This window comes from Halomonas salipaludis (genome assembly GCF_002286975.1).
Classification (GTDB): Bacteria; Pseudomonadota; Gammaproteobacteria; order Pseudomonadales; family Halomonadaceae; genus Franzmannia; species Franzmannia salipaludis.
This window is the reverse complement of the sequence record NZ_NSKB01000007.1, coordinates 249,808-270,907: the sequence shown is the minus strand read 5'-3', so window position 1 is coordinate 270,907 and position 21,100 is coordinate 249,808. Positions and strand designations below refer to the sequence as shown.

Annotated in this window: 21 protein-coding genes and 1 pseudogene; 8 read left to right on the top strand and 14 right to left on the bottom strand. The window is 61.9% G+C overall.

Translation table 11 applies throughout. The annotated features are described in order from the left end of the window. Positions 1-76: 76 nt before the first annotated feature. The 3 genes from CK498_RS19200 to dctP all read right to left on the bottom strand — a co-directional run bounded on the left by CK498_RS19200 (position 77) and on the right by dctP (position 2,953). Entirely contained in the window at positions 77-1,360 is a 1,284-nt protein-coding gene (locus CK498_RS19200) for a TRAP transporter large permease (protein WP_095622465.1), read from the bottom strand. After that, complete coding sequence (locus tag CK498_RS19195; RefSeq protein WP_095622464.1) at positions 1,357-1,866, bottom strand: TRAP transporter small permease; 510 nt, start codon at positions 1,864-1,866, stop codon at positions 1,357-1,359. Before CK498_RS19195 ends, CK498_RS19200 begins: the two co-directional genes overlap by 4 nt. 64 nt (positions 1,867-1,930) lie before the next feature. Further along, on the bottom strand, positions 1,931-2,953 hold the full coding sequence (gene dctP / locus CK498_RS19190; RefSeq protein WP_095622463.1) for a TRAP transporter substrate-binding protein DctP: 1,023 nt from the start codon (positions 2,951-2,953) through the stop codon (positions 1,931-1,933). 190 nt (positions 2,954-3,143) lie between these two features. Between dctP and CK498_RS19185 the strand changes: the two genes are divergently transcribed. After that, positions 3,144-4,196 carry a GlxA family transcriptional regulator gene (locus CK498_RS19185; protein ID WP_095622462.1) on the top strand — a complete coding sequence of 351 codons (1,053 nt, stop codon included), beginning with the start codon at positions 3,144-3,146 and terminating at the stop codon, positions 4,194-4,196. A gap of 65 nt (positions 4,197-4,261) precedes the next feature. On the opposite strand, the gene glyA is transcribed toward CK498_RS19185, so the two are convergent. Then, positions 4,262-5,587 carry a serine hydroxymethyltransferase gene (gene glyA, locus CK498_RS19180; RefSeq protein WP_095622461.1) on the bottom strand — a complete coding sequence of 442 codons (1,326 nt, stop codon included), beginning with the start codon at positions 5,585-5,587 and terminating at the stop codon, positions 4,262-4,264. Between the two features lie 244 nt (positions 5,588-5,831). Here glyA and CK498_RS19175 point away from each other — a divergent pair, with 244 nt between their 5' ends. The 3 genes from CK498_RS19175 (at position 5,832) to CK498_RS19165 (ending at position 8,671) form a co-directional block, all read left to right on the top strand. Next, positions 5,832-6,710 carry an AEC family transporter gene (locus CK498_RS19175; protein ID WP_095622460.1) on the top strand — a complete coding sequence of 293 codons (879 nt, stop codon included), beginning with the start codon at positions 5,832-5,834 and terminating at the stop codon, positions 6,708-6,710. Between the two features lie 84 nt (positions 6,711-6,794). After that, positions 6,795-7,949: a PQQ-dependent sugar dehydrogenase gene (locus CK498_RS19170; protein ID WP_217987808.1), complete on the top strand. Its 1,155-nt coding sequence runs from the start codon at positions 6,795-6,797 to the stop codon at positions 7,947-7,949. 89 nt (positions 7,950-8,038) lie between these two features. Beyond that, complete coding sequence (locus CK498_RS19165; RefSeq protein ID WP_095622459.1) at positions 8,039-8,671, top strand: TetR/AcrR family transcriptional regulator; 633 nt, start codon at positions 8,039-8,041, stop codon at positions 8,669-8,671. On the opposite strand, the gene CK498_RS19160 is transcribed toward CK498_RS19165, so the two are convergent. The 8 genes from CK498_RS19160 to CK498_RS19125 are packed head-to-tail and all read right to left on the bottom strand — an operon-like array spanning position 8,668 to position 15,190. Further along, complete coding sequence (locus CK498_RS19160; RefSeq protein ID WP_095622458.1) at positions 8,668-10,188, bottom strand: tripartite tricarboxylate transporter permease; 1,521 nt, start codon at positions 10,186-10,188, stop codon at positions 8,668-8,670. The genes CK498_RS19165 and CK498_RS19160 overlap by 4 nt on opposite strands. Before the next feature lie 4 nt (positions 10,189-10,192). Beyond that, the gene (locus CK498_RS19155; protein WP_095622457.1) at positions 10,193-10,636 is read right to left on the bottom strand and encodes a tripartite tricarboxylate transporter TctB family protein; all 444 of its coding nucleotides are present in this window, start codon (positions 10,634-10,636) and stop codon (positions 10,193-10,195) included. A 43-nt stretch (positions 10,637-10,679) separates the two neighbouring features. Then, positions 10,680-11,483: a 4-hydroxy-2-oxoheptanedioate aldolase gene (hpaI, locus tag CK498_RS19150; RefSeq protein ID WP_095622456.1), complete on the bottom strand. Its 804-nt coding sequence runs from the start codon at positions 11,481-11,483 to the stop codon at positions 10,680-10,682. 12 nt (positions 11,484-11,495) lie between these two features. Next, complete coding sequence (gene hpaH / locus CK498_RS19145) at positions 11,496-12,314, bottom strand: 2-oxo-hept-4-ene-1,7-dioate hydratase (protein ID WP_324615566.1); 819 nt, start codon at positions 12,312-12,314, stop codon at positions 11,496-11,498. Continuing rightward, on the bottom strand, positions 12,314-13,060 hold the full coding sequence (locus CK498_RS19140; RefSeq protein ID WP_095622454.1) for a fumarylacetoacetate hydrolase family protein: 747 nt from the start codon (positions 13,058-13,060) through the stop codon (positions 12,314-12,316). The genes hpaH and CK498_RS19140 overlap by 1 nt, the downstream gene beginning before the upstream one ends. Beyond that, positions 13,057-13,743 carry a fumarylacetoacetate hydrolase family protein gene (locus tag CK498_RS19135; protein WP_095622453.1) on the bottom strand — a complete coding sequence of 229 codons (687 nt, stop codon included), beginning with the start codon at positions 13,741-13,743 and terminating at the stop codon, positions 13,057-13,059. The genes CK498_RS19140 and CK498_RS19135 overlap by 4 nt, the downstream gene beginning before the upstream one ends. 26 nt (positions 13,744-13,769) lie before the next feature. Then, positions 13,770-14,609, bottom strand: a complete 840-nt coding sequence (locus tag CK498_RS19130; RefSeq protein WP_095622452.1) for an IclR family transcriptional regulator — start codon at positions 14,607-14,609, stop codon at positions 13,770-13,772. Continuing rightward, complete coding sequence (locus CK498_RS19125; RefSeq protein ID WP_229359145.1) at positions 14,606-15,190, bottom strand: flavin reductase family protein; 585 nt, start codon at positions 15,188-15,190, stop codon at positions 14,606-14,608. Before CK498_RS19125 ends, CK498_RS19130 begins: the two co-directional genes overlap by 4 nt. 371 nt (positions 15,191-15,561) lie before the next feature. Between CK498_RS19125 and CK498_RS19120 the strand changes: the two genes are divergently transcribed. From CK498_RS19120 to CK498_RS19110, 3 genes are read left to right on the top strand one after another with little or no spacing between them, the layout of a single operon-like run. Then, positions 15,562-16,524, top strand: a complete 963-nt coding sequence (locus CK498_RS19120; RefSeq protein WP_095622450.1) for a Bug family tripartite tricarboxylate transporter substrate binding protein — start codon at positions 15,562-15,564, stop codon at positions 16,522-16,524. 15 nt (positions 16,525-16,539) lie between these two features. Next, the gene (locus CK498_RS19115; RefSeq protein ID WP_095622449.1) at positions 16,540-16,938 is read left to right on the top strand and encodes a RidA family protein; all 399 of its coding nucleotides are present in this window, start codon (positions 16,540-16,542) and stop codon (positions 16,936-16,938) included. A gap of 53 nt (positions 16,939-16,991) precedes the next feature. Next, the gene (locus CK498_RS19110) at positions 16,992-17,861 is read left to right on the top strand and encodes an amidohydrolase family protein (RefSeq protein WP_095622448.1); all 870 of its coding nucleotides are present in this window, start codon (positions 16,992-16,994) and stop codon (positions 17,859-17,861) included. 66 nt (positions 17,862-17,927) lie between these two features. Here the strand turns inward: CK498_RS19110 and CK498_RS19105 are convergent. Further along, positions 17,928-18,032: pseudogene (locus CK498_RS19105) on the bottom strand (electron transfer flavoprotein subunit beta/FixA family protein); the annotation flags it as partial. Beyond that, on the bottom strand, positions 18,029-18,859 hold the full coding sequence (locus CK498_RS19100) for a pyrroline-5-carboxylate reductase family protein (RefSeq protein ID WP_176475843.1): 831 nt from the start codon (positions 18,857-18,859) through the stop codon (positions 18,029-18,031). The pseudogene CK498_RS19105 and the gene CK498_RS19100, both read right to left, overlap by 4 nt. Positions 18,860-19,031: 172 nt before the next feature. Here CK498_RS19100 and CK498_RS19095 point away from each other — a divergent pair, with 172 nt between their 5' ends. After that, a complete protein-coding gene (locus CK498_RS19095; protein WP_095622446.1) occupies positions 19,032-21,083 on the top strand; it encodes an NADH:flavin oxidoreductase in 2,052 nt (683 codons plus the stop codon). The last annotated feature ends 17 nt before the right edge of the window (positions 21,084-21,100 follow it).

Below are 21,100 nucleotides of genomic sequence, written 5' to 3'. Positions count from 1 at the left end.
AGGCAGGCCTAAAGAGACGCGGCCTGCCCTGCAAAAACCCCATGGCAACATGAGCAGCATGAATCTATCTGGCGCGCTACCAGCGTGTGACCCAGAGGATTAGCTCAGGAAACAGTGTGAATAGCCCCACCGCCCCAAGCAGTATCAGCCAATAGGGCAAGGAAGCCTTGGCGGCGGTGGTGAGGTCGACTTCGTTTTTGGAAATGGACGTCAAGACGAAAAGATTCAGCCCCATGGGAGGCGTTATCATTCCTATCTCAACCAACAAGGTAACGACGATGCCAAACCAGATGGGATCAAACCCAAGGCCAATAATCATGGGGAATGTGATAGGCAGCGTCATCAACAGCAGTGAAATACCATCGAAGAAACAACCAAGCACGATATAGACGATGACAATTAACAGCAGAATGCCGTAGGGGCCCAGGCCAAAACCACTGATAGCGTCTACCGCAGACCGAGGGATACCCAGCAGACTGACGGCCTGGGATAGAATCACCGTACCGAGCAAGATCATGCCAATTGCAGCGAACATGAGGGAGGCATTTTTAAATGCCTGCCACAGTTTAGGTAGGTTGAGATTTCCCCATGTCATGCCTAGCACAATACTAGCAACAACCCCCAGAGCGGCGGACTCTGTAGGTGTCGCTATACCTAAGTAAATGGTTCCTAAAACAAAGAAGATCAATATTGGCAGCGGCCAGATTTCCTTAAGCCCGCGGGCCACTGCTAACCAGTCCATTCGCCCCTCTGACTCCGGCGCAACCGGCCCGCCAAACTTGGTACGCACTATGATCCATATCGAAAAGGCGCAAGCAATCATCAGTCCAGGCAGCATGCCCGCGATGAACAAGGTGCCGATGGACACGTTCTGGGTGGCCCCGTAGATGATCAGCGCCAGGCTCGGTGGTATCAATAGTCCCAGGGTGCCGCCCGCCGCCAGGCTGCCGACCACCATGCCCGGGTCATAGCCGCGCGACCTCAGCTCGGGATAACCTACCGAGCCGATGGCGGCGGCAGTCGAGGTGCTGGAGCCGCTAACGGCACCGAACAGCGTACATACCGCAATATTGGTATGCAAAAGCTGCCCTGGTACGCGCGCAAAGAGTGGTGTAAGACCATTATAGACACGCTTGGATATACCACTCGCCAGAAGAATTTCCCCAAGGAAAATAAACAGCGGCACAGCACTCAAGGTAAAGTCCGTCAGCATATTCCAAGAGGCGGTGATCGCCAAAGGGGTAGCACCATTGGCTTGAAAATGCAGCAGCGCCATGCCAACCAAGCCCAGCGCTGCACCCAGGATTGCCCCGCTAGTCAGCAGTACGGCAAGCCCGCCGCCAAGCAGTAACCAGCTCATGGCCCCACCTCCCCAGGAGAAACGTTGTCGCTAGGTGGCTGGCGTATACCATGACGAAGTTGCACCAGTACACACAGCAGCATGGAAACAGGCATGAGCGTCATCCAGGGCCATAGCAGGATGCCACTGATATCCGTTCGGGATCGAATGGAGTGGGAAAATTCCATGAAACTCGATGCCTCATAGGCAAACACCACACAGAAGGTCACCAAGGTAAGCGTGCCGATCGCATCCAGGATGCTGGCCGCCGGCTCAGGCACCATTCTTCGCACGATCTCTATACGGATATGGCGCCCCCTATCCAGCACATAGGGCAGGCAAAGGAAGGTCATGGAAAGGAACAACAAGCCGGCCAATTCGTCAGAAAAGCGTACTGGCCGGCCGCCGATATAGCGCATCAGCGTACTGACGAAGATCAGCCCGGTCATCGTAATGCCGCTGAGTACGCCCAGCAGAAAGGCGCCATGAGCCGATCGCTCGACGATGGCGCTCATTGTCTTCAGCATCGATTAGTCCACCCTGAAATGAAAAAAATTCGGGAGCCAGCTGCTGGCTCCCGATGGATAGACCTCACTCGGAGAGTGCTTCGGTCACTGTTTCGTAGTAGCGCAGGCCATCCTCTCCGGCGTTCTCCGCCAGGCTCTGCCAGTTGTTCCAGGCTGCTGTTACAAAGGTCTCGACATCCTCAGCGGAGAATGGCTCGAGTACGGTGATACCCAGCTCTTCACGTTCTGCTCGTGCCTCGGCCTCTCGCTCTGGACTCACGGCCAGCTCACGAGTGATATCCCAGACTTCCTGGCCGGCCTCTTCCAGCGCTTGGCGCTGATTCTCATTGAGTCGTCCCAAAGCCCGCTCACTGATGCCGAATATCCAGGGCGCCGCGGCCCATGGATGTAGATAGGCCTCGTACTCGGTGACTTCCTGTAGAGAAATCGTCTTGGCGACGGTAGAGAGATAGTAGGCGCAGTCCACGACACCGGTCTGTAGGGCCATGTACATGTCGTTCTGGGGAATCACCTGGGCGGCAATACCCAGCTCATCGAAGGTTTCGACCAGGTGCCTAGACCAAACTCTCACCTTCTTATCCTGCAGGTCTTCCAAGGTGTTGACGGGGCTCTTGCAGTGCAATCCTACGTCGAATACTGGTGCTACCACACCACCTACGGTGTGAATATCCCATTGCGCGAAACCATCATCATACAGCTCCTTGATGACGGGCAGGATGTCGAGGTGTTGCTCGGGTTCGGTGATCGCACCTTGGGCATACACCGCCGAGAGAGCGGGAGCATCACGTGTATAATACTCACCATACAGCAATGCCATATCCACCATACCGCGCTGCAGAGTACGCAGGATATCCGCTTCCTTGAGCCCCAGTGCACCAGCATGATAGACGTCGATCTTCAGTTCGCCTGCAGATTTTTCCTCTACCAGTCGTGCAAACTCCTCGATATGCTCCGCCTCGGGGCGAGACTGCGCCAGACCGCTATGGAAATTCAGTGTGATCTCGCTCGCCTGAGCATCGGATGCTACCAAGGCGAAGCCCAGCAGCGGCAAGAAAATTTTTAATTTATTGATTTTGTTGTCTTTCATCGATTCACAACCTTCGAATGAGGAGGAGAATTTCATTCTCCCCGCGCCCCCCATTCAGCAGCGGACCGCATGCGACACCTTCATGCCGCAGAGCGACGGCTTTGATTTCGGTAGCACTTTGCGTATCTTGGATTTTGGTCTACCCGGGACAGTCCCGGCCAGAGGCCCAACATCAGGAGCCCATCCTCACATGGCCGCTCATTTCGAAAGCTTGCTCAAGAACAAGAACAGGGCTTACTTACCTTCCGGCTCTCACCCCATCGGGCCGCCCCAGACGCGCAAGGTTGCTTTCGTACTGCTGGAGCACTTTTCCATGATGGCCTTCACCGGCGCAGTGGATGCCTTGGTAACTGCCAACCTGATGCGTCCCTCTACACCTTACGAGGTGATAGTGGCTAGCATTTCAGGGAAGTACGTATTGAGCGACTTAAATATCGAGACGCCCGTCAGCTGCCAACTCGAGGAACTCGATGAAAGACAGCTAGATATGTTGATCATCTGCGGCGGGTTGCGCGTTCAACTGCAGCAAGCCCAAGATATACGCAATAAACTCAAAGCTGCCAGCAAGGTGGGAGTCACGCTAGGTGGCTTGTGGAACGGTGCCTGGTTCCTTGCCGAAGCTGGGCTGCTACATGGGTACGAATGTGCCTATCATCCCGACGGGCGCACCGCCCTCCGAGAGATGTTCCCCGAGGTCGCTATCTCCAAGCATCACCATGTCCTGGATAGAGAGCGATTGACTTGTGCGGGAGCCAACAGCTCACTGGACATGATGCTGCAGGTGGTACGGCGTGATTGCGGAGAAGAGTTCACCAACGCCATTGAGGAGATCCTCAGTTGCGACAAGCGACAAGAAATAGCCGACATATCCGTCATCAGCATCGACCATGACCCGACCCTGCCTCAGCCATTAAAAATTGCGCTAGAACTCATGCAAAATAATATAGAAGAACCGCTCTCCATCCACGAAATCGCCAACTGCATCGATATTTCCCGGCGACAGTTGGAGCGCCTATTCCAACGCCATGTAGATGCCTGCCCGTCACGCTACTATCTCGAACTTCGCTTGACTCATGCTCGCCGCTTACTACAACAGACAAACAAATCCATCACCGAAATCGCCGTAGCCACTGGGTTTATCAGTATTTCCCACTTCCGACGTAGCTTCCACCAGCTATTCGATATTCCACCTGGTCGCTTTCGAAAGAGACAGGCTAGCCAAGAGCACAATCTTCAAGGCTAGCCTGCTCGAGCATCCAGAGACGCTACTATCGCAAGTTTCCTGATGGAATATAGCCCGCGCCTAGCTCAGGCGATGGCGCCAGGCCGCTCGACATCGGCGTGTCGGCTATCAGCATAGACGGGGTAGCGGGCACACAGCACCTCGACCTGGGTGCGTACCTCGGCCTCGACGTCGGTAGTGTCGATACCCTCGGCCAGCGCGTCGAGGATGTCACAGATCCAGCCGGCCAAGGCCTCGCAGTCGTCGACGCTGAAGCCGCGGGTGGTTACCGCCGGGGTGCCGATACGCAGTCCGGAAGTGACGAAGGGGCTCTGCGGGTCGTTGGGTACGGCGTTCTTGTTGACGGTGATATGGGCACGCCCCAGGGCGGCATCGGCGTCCTTGCCGGTAACGCCCTGCTCGATCAGCGAGACCAGGAACAAGTGGTCGTCGGTGCCGCCGGAGACCACGTCAAAGCCGCGGGCCATGAACACGCCGGCCATGGCCCGGGCGTTGTCGATCACGCGCTGCTGGTACTGCACGAATGCCTGGCTCATGGCCTCCTTGAAGGCCACCGCCTTGGCGGCGATGACGTGCATCAGCGGCCCGCCCTGCTGGCCGGGGAACACCGCGCCGTTGAGCTTCTTGTAGAGGTCGGCATCGCCACTGGCGGAGAGGATCAGGCCACCGCGGGGGCCACGCAGGGTCTTGTGGGTGGTGGTGGTGACCACGTGGGCATGGGGCAGCGGGCTGGGGTAGAGGCCGGCGGCGACCAGCCCCGCCACGTGGGCCATATCGACCAGCAGCCAGGCACCAACGGCATCGGCGATGGCGCGGAAACGCCGCCAATCGACCACCCGCGAGTAGGCCGAGAAGCCGGCCACGATCAGCTTGGGGCGGTGCTCATGGGCCAGCCGCTCGACCTCGGCGTAGTCGATCTCGCCGGTGGCCGGATCGAGGCCGTACTGCACGGCGTGATAGTGCTTGCCGGAGAAGTTGGGCGCGGCGCCGTGGGTCAGGTGGCCGCCGTGGGCCAGGCTCATGCCCAGTACGGTATCGCCGGGGCGGATCAGCGCCATGAAGGCGGCGGCATTGGCCTGGGCCCCGGAGTGCGGCTGGACGTTGGCGTAGTCGGCGCTGAACAGATCGCAGGCGCGCTCGATGGCCAGCGACTCGACCACGTCGACGTGCTCGCAGCCGCCGTAGTAGCGCTTGCCGGGATAGCCCTCGGCATACTTGTTGGTCAGCTGCGTGCCCTGGGCCTGCATGACGTGCACGCTGGCATAGTTCTCGGAGGCGATCAGTTCGACATGCGCCTCCTGGCGCGCCGTCTCGTCGGCGATGGCCGCGGCCAGCGGGGCGTCGAATGCCGCCAGGGTGTCGGTATAGGCAAAGCCGTCGCGATGTGGCATCAGGGCCTCCAGAAGCACGGTGATGAGCGGTGATTGATTTCACTTGCGGCGATGGTATCCCCCGCCCCGCCGGCCAAGATGCTTGGCGACGTCACGACGCGATGCGTTTGCGACAGAGCTGTCGGGTTGCGACATCGGCCCAGCCTTTGCAGCGCAGCATGAATCGACGACAATACCCCCTCACCTTAGACCTTCGTCGCTGCCAATGGCGCCGTATGCCCGGCAGCACAACCAAGGACAGCGCATGTTCGTCGAACTCTTTGCCGTGATGGCGCCGGTTTTCGTGGGCGCCAGCCTGGGCTTCACCTGGATTCGCCTGGGTCACGCCTACCCGGTGGAGTTCGTCACCAAGCTGGTCTTCAATATCGGTACCCCGGCGCTGATCCTGGCCTCGCTGAGCGGTGCCGAAATCGATGCCGGCAGCTTCGGCAGCACCATGCTCGGTACCCTGCTGGTGATCGTCGCCATGGGCCTTTTGACCTTCGCCGTGGCGCCGCTACTACGCAAGGACTGGCGGGTACTGCTATCGCCGATGATGTACCCGAATACCGGCAACATGGGCCTGGCGGTGGCGCTATATGCCTTTGGCAGCAGCGGCTTCGCCTTCGCCATCGCCTCGATGGTCACCGTCTCGCTGGTGCAGTTCACCTTCGGCACCGCCATGCACAGCAGGAGTGGCCGGCCGCTGCGCACCCTGGCCCGCACCCCCACCGTCTACGCCATCGGCATCGCCTTGGCGCTACTGCTCACCGACACCGCCCTGCCGCGCTGGCTGGACAACACCGTGGACTTGATCTCGGGCTTCACGGTGCCGCTGATGCTGATCACCCTGGGCGTGTCGCTGGCCAGCATCCAGGCCCGCAACCTCTCCTCGGGGATCGGCTTCAGCGTGGTCCGCACCCTGGCCGCGGCGCTGCTGGCCTGGGGTGTCGGCAGCGTGATCGGCCTGCCGCCCCTGGCCCACAGCATCCTGGTACTACAGATGAGCATGCCGGTGGCAGTATTCAACTACCTGTTCGCCCAGCGCTCCGGCCGCGAGCCGAAGTACGTCGCCGGGCTGGTGTTCTGCTCCACGCTGCTGTCGTTCATCTACCTGCCGATCCTGCTGGCGATCATGATGTAGTGGAGAAAATCGCCCCCGCCGAGGTCTCTGCTAGGGTGAAGGTCACCCATCCATGTCAGTGAGTTCGACACAGGGAGCGAGATCATGAGCAAGTTGGGCAAGACATCGCAGGGCGCCATGCTGGGCACGGCGCTGGTCGCCGGCGGCCTGCTGGGATTGAGCAGCGCCCAGGCCGAGGAGGTGGTCGCCGAGGGTATCGACAGCGAAGAGGCGGTGCTGCGCATCGTGCAGCTGGCCGGCGGCCTGGAGCACCCCTGGGGCATCGCCGAGCTGCCCGACGGGCGCTTCCTGGTCACCGAGCGCGCCGGGCGCATGGCGATGATCGACGGTGGCGAGATCACCCATCTCGAGGGCGTGCCGGAGGTGGCCGTCAACGGCCAGGGCGGCCTGCTCGACGTGACCCTGCACCACGCCTACGCCGACGGCGAGGAGAGGCTCTACTTCAGCTACTCCAAGCCCGGCGATGGCGGCACCGTCAGCGCCCTGGCCCGGGCACGCCTGGACGGCGAGGCGCTGGTCGATGTCGAGGAGCTGTTCGAGCAGGACCGCTACTCCCAGCCCGGCCGTCACTATGGCTCGCGGCTGGCCTGGCTGCCCGACGGTAGCCTGCTGATGACCGTCGGCGACCGCGGCGTCGAGCCCGAGCGCTCCCAGGACGCTGGCGACCACGCCGGCAGCGTCCTGCGCCTGACCGAGACCGGCGGCGTGCCCGACGACAATCCCTTCGTCGACGATGATTCGGCGCTGGACGAGATCTACTCCATCGGCAATCGCAATATCCAGGGCTTCGCGGTGGATGCCAACGGCGCCATCTGGGCCAGCGAACACGGCCCGCTGGGTGGCGACGAGCTCAACCTGATCGAAGCCGGCGAGAACTACGGCTGGCCGACGGTGAGCCGCGGCGTCGACTACGGCACCCGCGAGCCAATCGGCGAGGACTCCCACCCGGATATGCAGGACGCCCGCTATATCTACGCCGACCGCTTCGCGCCTTCGGGGCTGGCCCAGGTCGACAGCGAGGCGTTCGCCGCCTGGCAGGGCAACCTGCTCGCCGGCGGGCTGCGCAGCGAGCAGCTCAAGCGGCTGGTCATGGAGGATGGTGAGGTCGCCCACCGCGAGATCGTGCTCGACGGCGAGATCGGCCGTATCCGCGAGGTGCATCAGGGCAGCGACGGCTACGTCTATCTACTCACCGACTCGGGGGATGGCGGCCTCTACCGGCTCGAACCGGACGCCTAGAGGTTCGGCGGCGACCAGCGTCGAGGCAATGTGTACATGAACATGACACCTGTGTACACTTCGCCTCGACGCCTCCAGAGACCGCCACGATGCCATCCACCGCTTCGCCCCCTGCCAAGGGTTCACGCGACGTCTGGCTCGATGCGGCATTCGAACTGCTGCTCGAGTCAGGCGTCGATAGCGTACGCATCCTCCCCCTGGCCAAGCGCCTACAACTCTCGCGCACCAGCTTCTACTGGTTCTTCAAGGACCGCGAGGCGCTGCTCGATGCCCTGATCGCGCGCTGGCGAGAGAAGAATACCCAGGGCCTGGTGCGCCAGACCGAGGCCTACGCCGAGAATATCGCCGAGGCGATGCTCAATGTCTTCGACTGCTGGCTGAATCCCCAGCTGTTCGACTCCCCGCTGGAATTTGCCATGCGCAGCTGGGCGCTGCAGTCGGCGCCAGTGGAGCGTGAAATCGAGGCTGCCGACGCCGAGCGTATCGACGCACTGACTCGCATGTTCGAACGCTACGGCTTCGAGCCGCTGGCGGCCAACGTACGCGGGCGCACCATCTACCTGACCCAGATCGGCTATATCTCGATGAAGACCCAGGAGCCGCTCGAGGTGCGCATGCAGCGCATCCCCGCCTATGTCGAGATTTTCACCGGCCAGGCGCCCGAGGCCCGGGAGCTACAGCGCTTCCATGCCCGGCATGGGTATGAGAGCGGCATCGACTAACCGGCTCCATCCCCTTGCGTAGGAACACGAGCGCTCCCCTTGCGAAACGCCGCCCAGGTGGTCAATACCAGAAACAGCGCGGAAAGCGCCAGGAAAACGGTGCTTGGCCCACTGGCGAAGAACGTCCAATAATCGCCCCGCGAGAGCAGCAGCGCACGGCGGAAATGCACTTCCATCATTGGCCCGAGGATGAAACCGAGCAATAGCGGCGCAGCCGGGTAACGCAGGCGAATCAGGAAGTAGCCGATCATGCCGAAGAACAGCGCGGTGTAGATATCGAACACGCTCGAACGCACCGAGTACACGCCAATGCAGATGAAGAACAGCATCGCCGGGTAGAGCACGTGGTAGGGAATCAACAGCATCCGCACCCAGACGCGGATCAGCGGCACGTTGAGGATCAGCAGCATGATGTTGCCAACGCCGAAGCTCACCACCAGCCCCCAGAACATTTCGGGATTGCTGGTCACCAGCATCGGTCCTGGGGAAATGCCGTGCAGGATCATGGCGCCGAGTAGCACCGCCATCACCGCGTCGCCGGGAATGCCCAGGCTCAGGGTGGGGATGAACGCTGCCTGCACCGCCGCATTGTTGGCGGATTCCGGTGCCGCCACGCCTCGCAGCTCGCCCCGGCCAAATTTCTCCGGATGCTTAGCCAGCTTCTTTTCCGCTGCGTAGGACATGAAGGCGGCGATGGCCGGTCCAGACCCTGGCAGTGCACCAACGAAGGCGCCGATACCGGAACCACGCAGAATGCTCTTCCATAGACCGCGCCACTCCTCGCGCCTGGGTATCATCGACTTGAAGGTCAGGCTGCCGGTGATCAGCGGCGCGCGCTTCTCCTGCCCCAGGTTGGCGAGAATCTCGCCGACACCGAACAGCCCCATGGCCAGGGCAACCAGGCTGATACCATCGGACAACGCCAGCGCACCGAAAGTGAAGCGCGCGGCGCCAGAGGTTTCGTCAATGCCCACCAATCCCAAGGCAATGCCCAGTATCACCATGGTCATGCCCTTGAGCGGCGATCCCACCGATAGGGTGGAAGCGGCCACCAGGCCCAGCAGCATGACGGAGAAGTAGTCCTCCGGTCCGAAGCCCATGGCGAATGAAGCGATCATCGGCGTGAAGCCGAGCACCATGAAGATGGCGATGATACCGCCGCTGAAGGAGGCGATGGCGGCGGTGAACAGGGCCACGCCGGCGCGCCCTTGCTTGGTCAGCTGGTTGCCATCCAGACAGGTCACCGCCGCCGAGGCAGTACCCGGAAGATTGAGCAGGATAGCCGCAATCGAGCCGCCGTACTGGGCGCCGTAGAAGATCCCGGCAAGCATGATCAGGGCGATCGGCGGGGAGAGATAATAGGTCATCGGCAAGGCCAGGGAAATCGCCGCAAGCGGCCCAATTCCAGGCAGTACACCCACGAAGGTGCCGACTAGAACACCAACGAAACAGAACAGCAGGCCTTCCAGGGAGAATGCGATGTCGGCGCCGAGTGCCAGATTGTTCAAGATATCCATCGGATCACCACTCGAACGCAGCGACCGGAATACCAAGGCCGTAAATGAACACCAGGACACCAAGCGCGCTCAGGGAAAGCGCCGTGACTACCGCCGCCACCGGACGCACCGGCTTATCGGCGAGCGATACCAGGATCACCAGCGCCAGGGTAGCAGGCACCAGTCCGGCCCGTTCCAGCAGCACGGCGAACGCCACGAAGCCTGCTGCAATGGCGAGGATCGGGCGTGGGATCCAGACACCCGTCTCTGGCGCCGAATGGCGAACCTCCACTGCCAGAAGGGCGGCAAACAGCAACAGCACCGAGCCGACCATCACCGGGAAGAAACCGGGGCCCATGCGGCGCAGCGAACCCATTTCGTAGCTGCCACCCTGGACGATCACGTAGAGACCAAGCAGGCCCAGCAACGCGGCGGTACAGACCTGAAAACCGTTGATGGAGCGTGGCATTTATTATTCTCCTTAAGGCGCGAAACGCGCGTTGAGCGTAGCGTCAGTAACCGCCGACCAGGCAAGGCGACGGTGGATCCGGGTACTTGAAGCGTCGAAGCAGTGCGTCGGTCGCGCGCGCCAACAAGGCGGCATCGACCCCCACGGCGAGGAACCGGCAACCGGCAGCGAGATGCTCGTGGGCCAGCGCCTCGTTGACGGTGAGCGAACCGGCGGGCTTACCCGCCGCCTGGATACGCTGGAAGGCATCCAGCACCGCCGCGTTCACTTGCGGATGGTCGGGCTGGCCCAGGTAGCCCAGGTCGGCGGCCAGGTCGGCGGCGCCAATGAACACGCCGTCGACGCCGTCTATGGTGGCGATGTCATCCAGATGCTCGAGCCCAGTGCGGCTTTCCACCTGTAGCAACACGCACAGTTGTTCGTGGCAGCAGTGCACGTAGTCAGGCACCCGTCCCCAGCGCGACGCCCGCGCCAGGCCGGCACCCACGCCGCGACGACCGTGGGGCGGATAGCGGGTCGCCGCGACGATCGCGCGGGCTTGGTCGGCGCTTTCTACCATCGGTACCAACAGGGTCTGCACGCCGGCGTCGAGTAGCGGTTTGAGGGTGTCGGCGTCACCGTTCACCGGTCGCACCACCGGATGAGTGGCGTAGGGCGCCACCGCCTGCAGTTGCGCCAGAATAGAGCGCACATCGTTGGGGCCATGCTCGGCGTCGATCAGCAGCCAGTCGAAATCGGCGGCAGCACCGATCTCGGTGCCGTAGGCATCGGCCATGGCGCACCACAGGCCAATCTGGCTGCGGCCGTTCGCCAGCGCCTGCTTGAAACGATTGACCGGAAGTTCCATGACCCTCTCCTCTCAGACGAAGCGCAGTCCCAGGGCTCCCAGCGGGCCATAGTCCACATGGAAGGTATCGCCGGCAGACGCCGACACCGGGCGGGTAAACGACCCCGCCAGCACGATCTCGCCAGCCTTCAGAGTAACGCCGTGGGGCGCCAGCTTGTTGGCCAGCCAGGCGATGCCCTTGGCCGGGTGGCCGAGCACCCCGGCGGCCACACCGGTCTCCTCCACCAGGCCATTGCGGCTGCACACCGCCGCGCTCCAGCGCAGGTCGATGTCGAACGGGCGAATGGGGCGTCCCCCCAGCACCACGCCGGCATTGGCGGCGTTGTCGGAGATGGTGTCGAACACCTTGCGCGGCGTACCAGAGGCCGGGTCCACCTGGCGTACTCGGGCGTCGATGATCTCCAGTGCTGGCAGCACATACTCGGTGGCGCGCATCACGTCGAGCATGGTGCAGTCCGGGCCGCTCAGATCCTGTTGCAGCACGAACGCCAGCTCTACCTCCAAACGCGGTACGATGAATCGGTCCATGGGGATGTCAGCATTATCCTCGAAGAACATGTCGTCGAGCAGCACGCCGTAATCCGGCTCGTCGATGCGCGCGGACTGTTGCATGGCCCGCGAGGTCAGCCCGATCTTGTGACCTCTCATCCGGCGGCCGCGGGCCACCTTCATGTCCACCCACTGGCGCTGGATGGCGTAGGCATCGACGAAACCCAACTGCGGGTATTGCAGGGTCAAATGATCGATCTGGGTGCGTTCGGTTTCCGCACGATCGAGCCGTTCGGCCGCGTCGCGGATGGCGATATCATCGAGCATCGCTGTTCCGGGCATCAGGGCTTCCTCGAGATAATGGTGTTGTGCAGAGCCCCCAGGCCCTCGATTTCGGTGATCACCTCGTCGCCGGGCATCACGTTGACGGTGCCCTTGGGAGTGCCGGTGAGGATCAGGTCGCCAGGCTGCAAAGTCATGAAAGCGCTGAAGTATTCGATCAGGAAGGGCACGTCGAAGATCATCTCCCGGGTGGAACCTTCCTGGGTGATCTCGCCGTTGACGCGAGTGGTCAAGCGCAGGTTCATGGGGTCGGCTATATCGGCGGCATCCACCAGCCAAGGGCCGATGGGCGTGCAGTTGTCGCGGCTCTTGATGCGGAAATTGGGCCGGTAAATGCCTTCCAGGTAATTGCGTACTGCATAATCGTTGGCCACCGTGTAACCGGCGATGTAATCGTAGGCATCGGCTCGGGCTACGTTGCGTGCCAACTTGCCGATGACGATGGCCAGCTCGCACTCATAGTGCATATTGGTGGCGTCGTCGGGGCGCGGTGTGAAGGCCCGGTGGCCCACCAGGGTATTGGCGCCCTTGAGGAACACCATGGGCTCTTCCGGCGCCTGGGAGGCGATTTCCGCGGCGTGGTCGGCATAGTTGAGCCCCAGCGCCAGGATCGTACCCGGCATCACCGGCGGCAGCCACACTACCTCGGTTTCCTCCAAGCGACGACCGTCGGACAGCCGCACCCTGCCATTGTCTTCCCAAGCCTGCTGAACCCGGCCTTCAAAGGCGATACGTGCTCGTTTCATCGGGCATCCTCCCCTTCGGATACCAGCCGATTCTCGAGCCGGCCGAGGCCGTCGATCTCCACCGCCACGGTGTCGCCGGCACCAGCCAACGGCGCGTCCGGGGACACCCCGACGATGATCAGGTCGCCGGGGTAAAGGCTGGTGAAATCGGAAATGTCGGCGAGCAGGGTGGCCACCGGGCGCACCAGCTGGTCCAGGCACCACTGATGGCGGCACTCACCATTGACGAAGGCACGCACGGTCAGCGTGGCCGGATCCGGCAGGTCGGCGGCGTCCACCAGGCCGGGGCCGATCGGGCAGAAGCCGTCGCGGCACTTCTGCTTGAGCGGCTGCCGGAACAGGCTGTCGTGGGGCACAGTGACATCGTTGACCAGGGTGTAGCCAGCGATGGCGGAGCGCGCCTGTTCGACACCGGCGCGGGTCAGGGTGTCCTTGATCACCACGCCCAGGGCAGCGCCCACCCGCACCTGTTCCACATCGCTGGGAATCGGTACCGGCTGGCCGGCAGCGATTTGGGTATTGGCGGTTTTCACATACAGCACCGGGCCGCTGGGCGCGCCGTGGTAAGGCGCCTGGTTGATGGCATCGCCCAATCGGTCCAGCTCTTCCTGGACGTTGAGCAGGCAACCGTAAACGGCACCGCTGAGCAAGGGCCCTCCCGGGCGCAGGGTCACGGATGTCATGGCTTCTCCTGAATCGATAGGGGCACCTAGCGGCGGCGATTCTGTACTTCGCTCAACCGCTTGGCGATCAGTTCGGTCTGGTGGCGAATCAGCGGCACTAGAGTGGCGAGTCGCTCCGGACTGAGGCGATCGGCCATGGCCGACACCGCCACCGACGCCACTAGTTGGTGCTCGGCATCGAACACAGGCATCGCCAGGGCTCGGGTGCCAGGCACCACGCCCACCTCGCTGTAGGCATAGCCCAGGGAGCGGGTTTCGATGATGCGGCGGCGTACCGCATCCAGCTCCAGTCCGTGACTGGTGAAGCGCTGCTCGTTACCGAGGATCACTTCCTCGCTGTCGTCCGGGTCGGCGAACGCCAGCAGCACCAGGCCGGAGACGCTTACCCCCAGCGGCCGCCGCGCCCCAACCTCGATGGACAGCACCTTGACCGGGTAATGGCCAGTCTTGCGGTCCACGCAGATCGAGTCGAAGCCGCTGCGGATGGTCAGGAACACACTGTCGCCGCACTGCTCGGCGATGTGCCGCAGATAGGGCTCGGCCACCGCCTTCACTGGCACCCGGGCGGTACGTGACAGTCCCAGCAGCGAGACCTCCGGGCCAACCATGTAGCGGCGCGTATTGGGATCCTGTTCCACCGCCTCCTCTTCGATCAGCACACGCAGAATACGGTGTACCGTCGGACGGTTGAGGCCGGTCTGTTGAACGATGTCGGTGATGCGCACGCCGTGCTCCTGGCCGGTGGCCAGGATCCGCAGGATCGCCACCGCACGGCGGATGCTACGCGCCCCCAAGGTCTTGCCAACCTCGCCAGTGGGCTTATCCTTGCCACCCTCCGGCAGCTGGGGATCATCGGGACGGGTCATGAGCGAGGCTCGATGACGCCCTTTGGCGTCTGCGCCACAGGCTTGAGCTCGCGGATCTCACCCAAGGTGGCGTAGTTGGCACCGGCGATGCGGCATACCGGCTGCAGTGCCCGGGTGTCGATGCGGCCGTCCCGATACAGACTGTCGGCGATATGCACCCGGCCGACCTGGCCAACGAAGAACTCGGCACCGGTGTCGCCGTAGGCGGTGATGCTATGCAGGCGGCATTCCAGACTGATCGGCGCCATGGCCAAGCGCGGCGGCGTTACCGTATCAGACGGTGTGACTGTAATGCCGAGCCTCTCCACCTCGCTTTCATGAGCCTCGTACTCCACCGCACTGGCATGCACGGCTTCTACCATGGACCAGTCGGCGATATTGATCACGAACTGGTCCAGGGCACGTATGTTGCGAGCAGTGTCCTTCTCGCGGCCGCCCTTGCGGCCAATGTTGACACCCACCATCAGCGGGCTGTTTGAGACGAAGGTAAAGCAACTGAACGGCGCCAGGTTGACCACTCCACTTGGGGACTGGGTGGTCATCCATGCAATCGGCCTGGGCACCACGATGCCACTGATCAAGCGATAGCATTCCTGCGGTGAAAGGGCTGATGCGTTTATTTTCATGATAACTCTTCAGCTAGACCAACCAAGGGGAGTACCTGGAAGCTAATCGGGACGCTTGCAGAAGGTCAACTTAACGCTGACGAAAACGTCCACTATATGGACTAATGCCTCATGCGAAATGATTGCCTTGTTGAACCATAGCCGTACCGTGGCGGGAAGGACCTGCATCATGCGGGCACATAAGTCCACTATATGGACGTATTGGATAGTTTTGGGTTGATGGTGGAGTGAAAAATTTTGGAGAGTAATGCTACAACATCCAGGAAGCACACCCGTCTCAATCACACACCTTCAACACACCTCATCAATAATCAGAGAGAACAAGAATGCGCCTGCTCAGATCGCTAACCACATTGCTCTTTTCCTTGTCTTTAGTTGGTGCTGCCCAAGCAGCCTGGCCGGAAAAACCTGTACACCTGATAGTGCCTTATCCCCCAGGAGGTAACGTTGATTTAGCCGCCCGCATCGTAGCCGATGGCCTCGAGGCGGAACTCGGACAGCCATTCGTGGTTGAGAACCGCGCCGGCGCTGGCGGTATGATTGCCGCTGCCCATGTCATCAGCGCCGATAACGACGGCTACAGGCTATTCGTGGCACCCAATGGCCCAGTGCTATTCAGTCCGCTGCTATTTCGACAGGACAACTACTTTTGGAAGGAGGACTTTACGCCCATTGGCTCCATATCATTCGTTCCCCTCGTACTCCAGGCTAACCCAGCCCTGGGGGTGAATAGCGCTGAAGAGTTGTTCGAGAGAGCCAAGGAATCCCCTGGTGAACTCACCATGGCCTCGCCTGGAGCCGGCACCCAAAACCATCTCATCAGTGAAATGCTACAACGTCTGCTGGAGACCGAATGGCTCACAGTGCACTACAACGGCAATGCACCAGCCACCACCGACCTTCTAGGCGGCCGTGTGGATTTCAACTTTGACCAGTACACCGTAGCGAAACAGTTCATCACCAGTGGAAAGCTGGATGCCCTGGCCGTTTCCTCGCCGTCACGCCTGCCCTCTCTGCCTGATGTGCCGACCCTAGAGGAGCTTGGCTACTCGGAAGCGGTGACGGAAACATTTACCGGTCTGTTCGGCCCGGCGGATTTTCCCGAAGAGGCCACTCAGAAACTCAACGCGGCCCTGAAAACAATCCTCAACGATCCCGAGGTGATTGCCAAATTCGAAGCTGCCGGCGCAGAAGCTCGCGCCATGGATATCGAAGATTTCGAGGCATTTCTCAACGAGCAGTACGACCGCTGGGATCCCGTGATTCGCAGCGCCGATATCCAACGTTAAGTGGAGGAACCCTGCATGTCTCGACGCACGAGCGTCTACAGTACCGGCTTCCAACACAGCAACCCGATTCCGGCGGCCAGCCGGATCGGGGACCTGGTGGCCAGCGGCGTGATCAATGGTACCGACCCGGCCACCGGCGAACTGGGTATGGACCTCGAGGCACAGTGTGAGTTCATGTTCCAGCATGTGCGCAACATCCTCGAGGCCGCCGGTGGTAGTACGGATGACATTCTGAAAATGACGATCTGGTTGCAAGACCGCTCACAGCGGGATGCCCTGAATGCCGAATGGCTGAGGATGTTCCCGGATCCAGCTACCAGGCCGGCGCGGCACGCCCTACAGAATCCGGTCGAATCAAACTTCTTGGTTCAATGTGACGTTCTCGCGGTGATCGGTCAGTCGGCCGGCGCCTGAACCTCGGCCGCTCACCCCGCGGCCTTGTCGATCCGCCAATGGCAGGAGACACCATGTCCAAGTATTACCCCTTCGCCCCGGATCCCCGCCCGGCCCAGGAAGCGCCACCGGCAAATAGCTGCGATGCCCAGTTTCATGTATTCGGCGATCCCGATGTGTATCCACCGAGACCTGATGCCCCATTCAAGATGCCCTCCGCGACCATCGAAGCGGCATTGAGAATGCACCGTGCACTAGGTATAGAGCGGGGAGTCATTGTCCAGGCGACCACCTACGGCGCCGACCACAGCGTCGTATTGGATGCCCTCAAGCATGCCGGACCCAACTATCGTGGCTGTGCCAATGCCGTCGTCTTCAAGGAACGCAATGACAGCTATCTCGGAGATCTACATAACGCCGGCGTACGCGGGGCACGCTTCACCTTTCGCAAGGAGCTGGGGGTAGGCTTGTCATCCGATGAGTTTCGGCTGGCGGTAGAACGCCTGCGAGAATTGGGTTGGTATGCGAAGATTCAACCAGAGAAGGATGGGATAAAGAATAGCGTACATCTCTACGAGGACCTGGACATTCCAGTACTCATTGACCATTTCGGTCGGGCCAATGCCAGCCTAGGCGTGGAAGATCCCAGCGTCAAAAAGACCATTGAGCTACTCAAGAGAGGCAACTTCTGGGTGATGCTGTCATTAGGCGAGAAAATCTCCGTCAAAGGCTATCCCTGGGATGACGTGCTGCCCATTGCTCGTGCCTACATTGATGCCGCCCCGGATCGAGTAATATGGGCCAGCGACTGGCCGCACCCGCTTTCCATGTCACCGCCTCCCAACGATGCCGAGCTGCTTGAGTTACTCTACCGCTATGCACCGGATACTGCCGAGCGACAAAAGATCCTAGTCGACAATCCGGCCGAGCTTTTTGGCCTATAGCAGACCGTATCATGCCCCCAGGTATGCTGCCGTAGCATACCTGGAAGATCCCGATCTTCCTTACAGTTCCTTGAGCCGTACGGCTTCTTCCACGGCGATCTCGCAGAAAGGGTTCATGGCCATCTTGACGTTGTAGTCGATAACGCGTTTGACCGCGACGAGGATCTTCATTCCAGACTCTCCCGGTTGCTTGATTGACCGCTCCTACTAGGCCCCATTGCCACCCAGTGCGCCGCCTCGAGACCACGAGAAATCGCCTGGCCGATGCCCTCCTCCATCATCGCTGTCAGCCCCTTGGCCGTGGTGCCGTCATAGGCAATCAGCCGCTCCACCATGTCGCCGGGATCGGCTCCCAGCTTTTCCAGCAGCAGGCTGCCACCCACCAGGGTCTGCATGACGGCCTCGAGGGCAATATCGTCGGCGATCCCCATCTGCCTGGCGTGCTCCAGCATCGACTGGGCCAGCAGTGCCGGATAGGCAGGGCCCGCGCCACTCAGGGCTGTCAGGTAATCGAGGTCACGCTCGCTGGGAAGCTCGCGGGCTCTGCCACAGCTCTCCAGCAGCGCTTGCACCAGCCGCTTGTCGGCGGCGCTGACCTGCGGCGAGGCAAACCACGGAAAATAGGCTCGACGAATCTCCGCCGCCGCGTTCGGCATCGCACGCACCACCCGGCGGCTGCCCACTTGGCCGGCGACCTCCTGCAAGGACGCCATTGCCAGCAGCGAAACGACCAACTTGTCGCCGACCTCGATATCGACACCGGCGAGATCTTGCGGGCGCACCGAAAGCACGATGACGTCCGCCAGCTCGGCCAGCTCACGGTTGTCCTCGGTGCAGCGCACGCCGGGCCAGTCGCGGTAGGCGTTGCTGCTTCCGGTGCGCGACGAGATCACTAACTGACCAGCAGACACGACACCCTGCTCCAGCAGGGCGAGCCCGAGCGCTCGCCCCATCCACCCCTGCCCGCCGATGATGCCGATCACCGTACCTTGCGACATGTCTCCACCTCCTTTAGCCACGCACCGGCAGCTGCCCGCAGCGCCCCCGCCATGTGATGAGGGGCTGTATGTGGTAAATGCTCCGCAAATGTACATGTATGTACATTAAATTGACAAAGATGTACACCCGCAGCTAGATTTGTCAAGATCACAACAAGATGGAGTCCCCAACATGGCTAACGATCCGCTGCTGCAGCCCTTTCAGCTCAAGCATTTGACCTTGAAAAACCGGCTGATGATGACGTCCCACGAGCCTGCCTACCCCGAAGACGGCATGCCCAAGGCGCTTTATCGTGAATATCACGCCGAGCGGGCGCGTGCCGGCCTCGGCCTGACCATGACCGCCGGGTCGGCGGCAGTGGCCAAGGATAGCCCGCCGGTGTTCAACAACATCCTGGCCTACAAGGACGAAGTGGTGCCGTGGATGAAAGAGCTCACCGACGCCTGCCACGAGCACGGCACCGCGGTGATGATCCAGCTGACGCATCTGGGACGGCGTACCCGCTGGGACAAGGGCGACTGGCTACCGGCGGTATCCGCCTCGCACCGTCGCGAAGCCTCCCACCGCGCCTTCCCCAAGCAGGTCGAGGAGTGGGACATCGAGCGCCTGATCCGCGACTACGCCGACGCCGCCGAGCGCATGCACGCGGCGGGCCTGGATGGCATCGAACTGCAGGCCTATGGCCACCTGATGGATCAGTTCTGGTCGCCGTTGACCAATACGCTGGACGCCCCCTACGGTGGCGATCTCAACAACCGACTGCGCTTTACCTTCGAGGTGCTGCGCGCCATTCGCCAGCGGGTCGGCGAAGCATTCATCGTCGGGGTGCGCTACACCGGCGACGAGATGCTGGAAGGGGGGCTGACCGCCAGCGACGGGATGCAGATTTCGCGGCGCCTGAAGGAGAGCGGCCTGGTCGACTTCCTCAACGTGGTCCGCGGGCATATCGACACCGACCCCGGGCTCACCGACGTGATCCCCATCCAGGGCATGCCCAGCGCCCCGCACCTCGACTTCGCCGGTGAAATCCGCCGCGAGGTGGACTTCCCCACCTTTCATGGTGCCAAGATCCAGGACGTGGCCACCGCCCGCCATGCCATCGCCTCGGGCAAGGTCGACATGATCGGCATGACCCGCGCCCATATGGCCGACCCGCACATCGTGCGCAAGATCATGGAGGGGCGCGAGGAGGAGATCCGCCCCTGCGTGGGTGCCAACTACTGCCTCGACCGTATCTACCAGGGCGGCGCCGCCTACTGCATCCACAACGCCGCCACCGGGCGCGAAACCACCATGCCCCACACCATCCCCACAGCAGCGCAGCAGCGGCGGGTGGTGATCATCGGCTCCGGCCCCGCAGGCCTGGAGGCCGCCCGTGTCGCCGGCGAACGGGGCCATCAGGTGGTGGTGCTGGAAGCCGCCAGCGATGCTGGCGGCCAGGTGCGCCTCACGGCGCAGAGCGAGCGCCGCCGCGAGATGCTGGGCATCATCGACTGGCGCCTGGAGCGCTGCGAGGCACTCGGCGTCGAGATCCGCTACAACGTCTGGGCCGAGGTCGAGGAGGTGCTCGCCGAGAAGCCGGATGTGGTGATCGTGGCCACCGGCGGCTATCCCATGGAAGACCAGCCAGCGGTCGGCAGCGAGCTGGTGGTCAACACCTGGGACATACTCTCCGGCCACGTGGCACCGGGCAAACGCGTGCTGCTGTTCGATGACGCCGGCGATCATGCCGCCATGCAGGCGGCGGAGATCATCGCCGCCACTGGAGCCGAACTCGAGATCATGACGCCGGACCGCACCTTCTCGGCGGAGATCATGGCCATGAACCTGGTGCCCTACATGCGCTCTCTGCAGCGCCCCAACGTCACCTTCACGCCCACCTATCGGCTGAAGTCCGTGCAGCGCGATGGCGGCGAACTGCTGGCCACTATCACCAGCGACTATGCGTCACCAGGGCAGCTGGACCTGAACCAGGCGCGGCGCATCGACCAGGTGGTGGTCAACTACGGCATCACGCCGATGGCCGACATCTACTTCGAGCTCAAGCCACACTCCCGCAACGGCGGCGAGGTAGATTACGACGACCTGATCGCCGGCCGGCCCCAGGCCGTCAACCGAAACCCGGATGGCAGCTTCCTGCTGTTCCGCATCGGCGACGCCGTCGAGTCACGCAATACCCACGCGGCGATCTACGATGCCCTGCGGCTGGTCAAGGACCTGTAACGCAAGAGCCCGTGCCG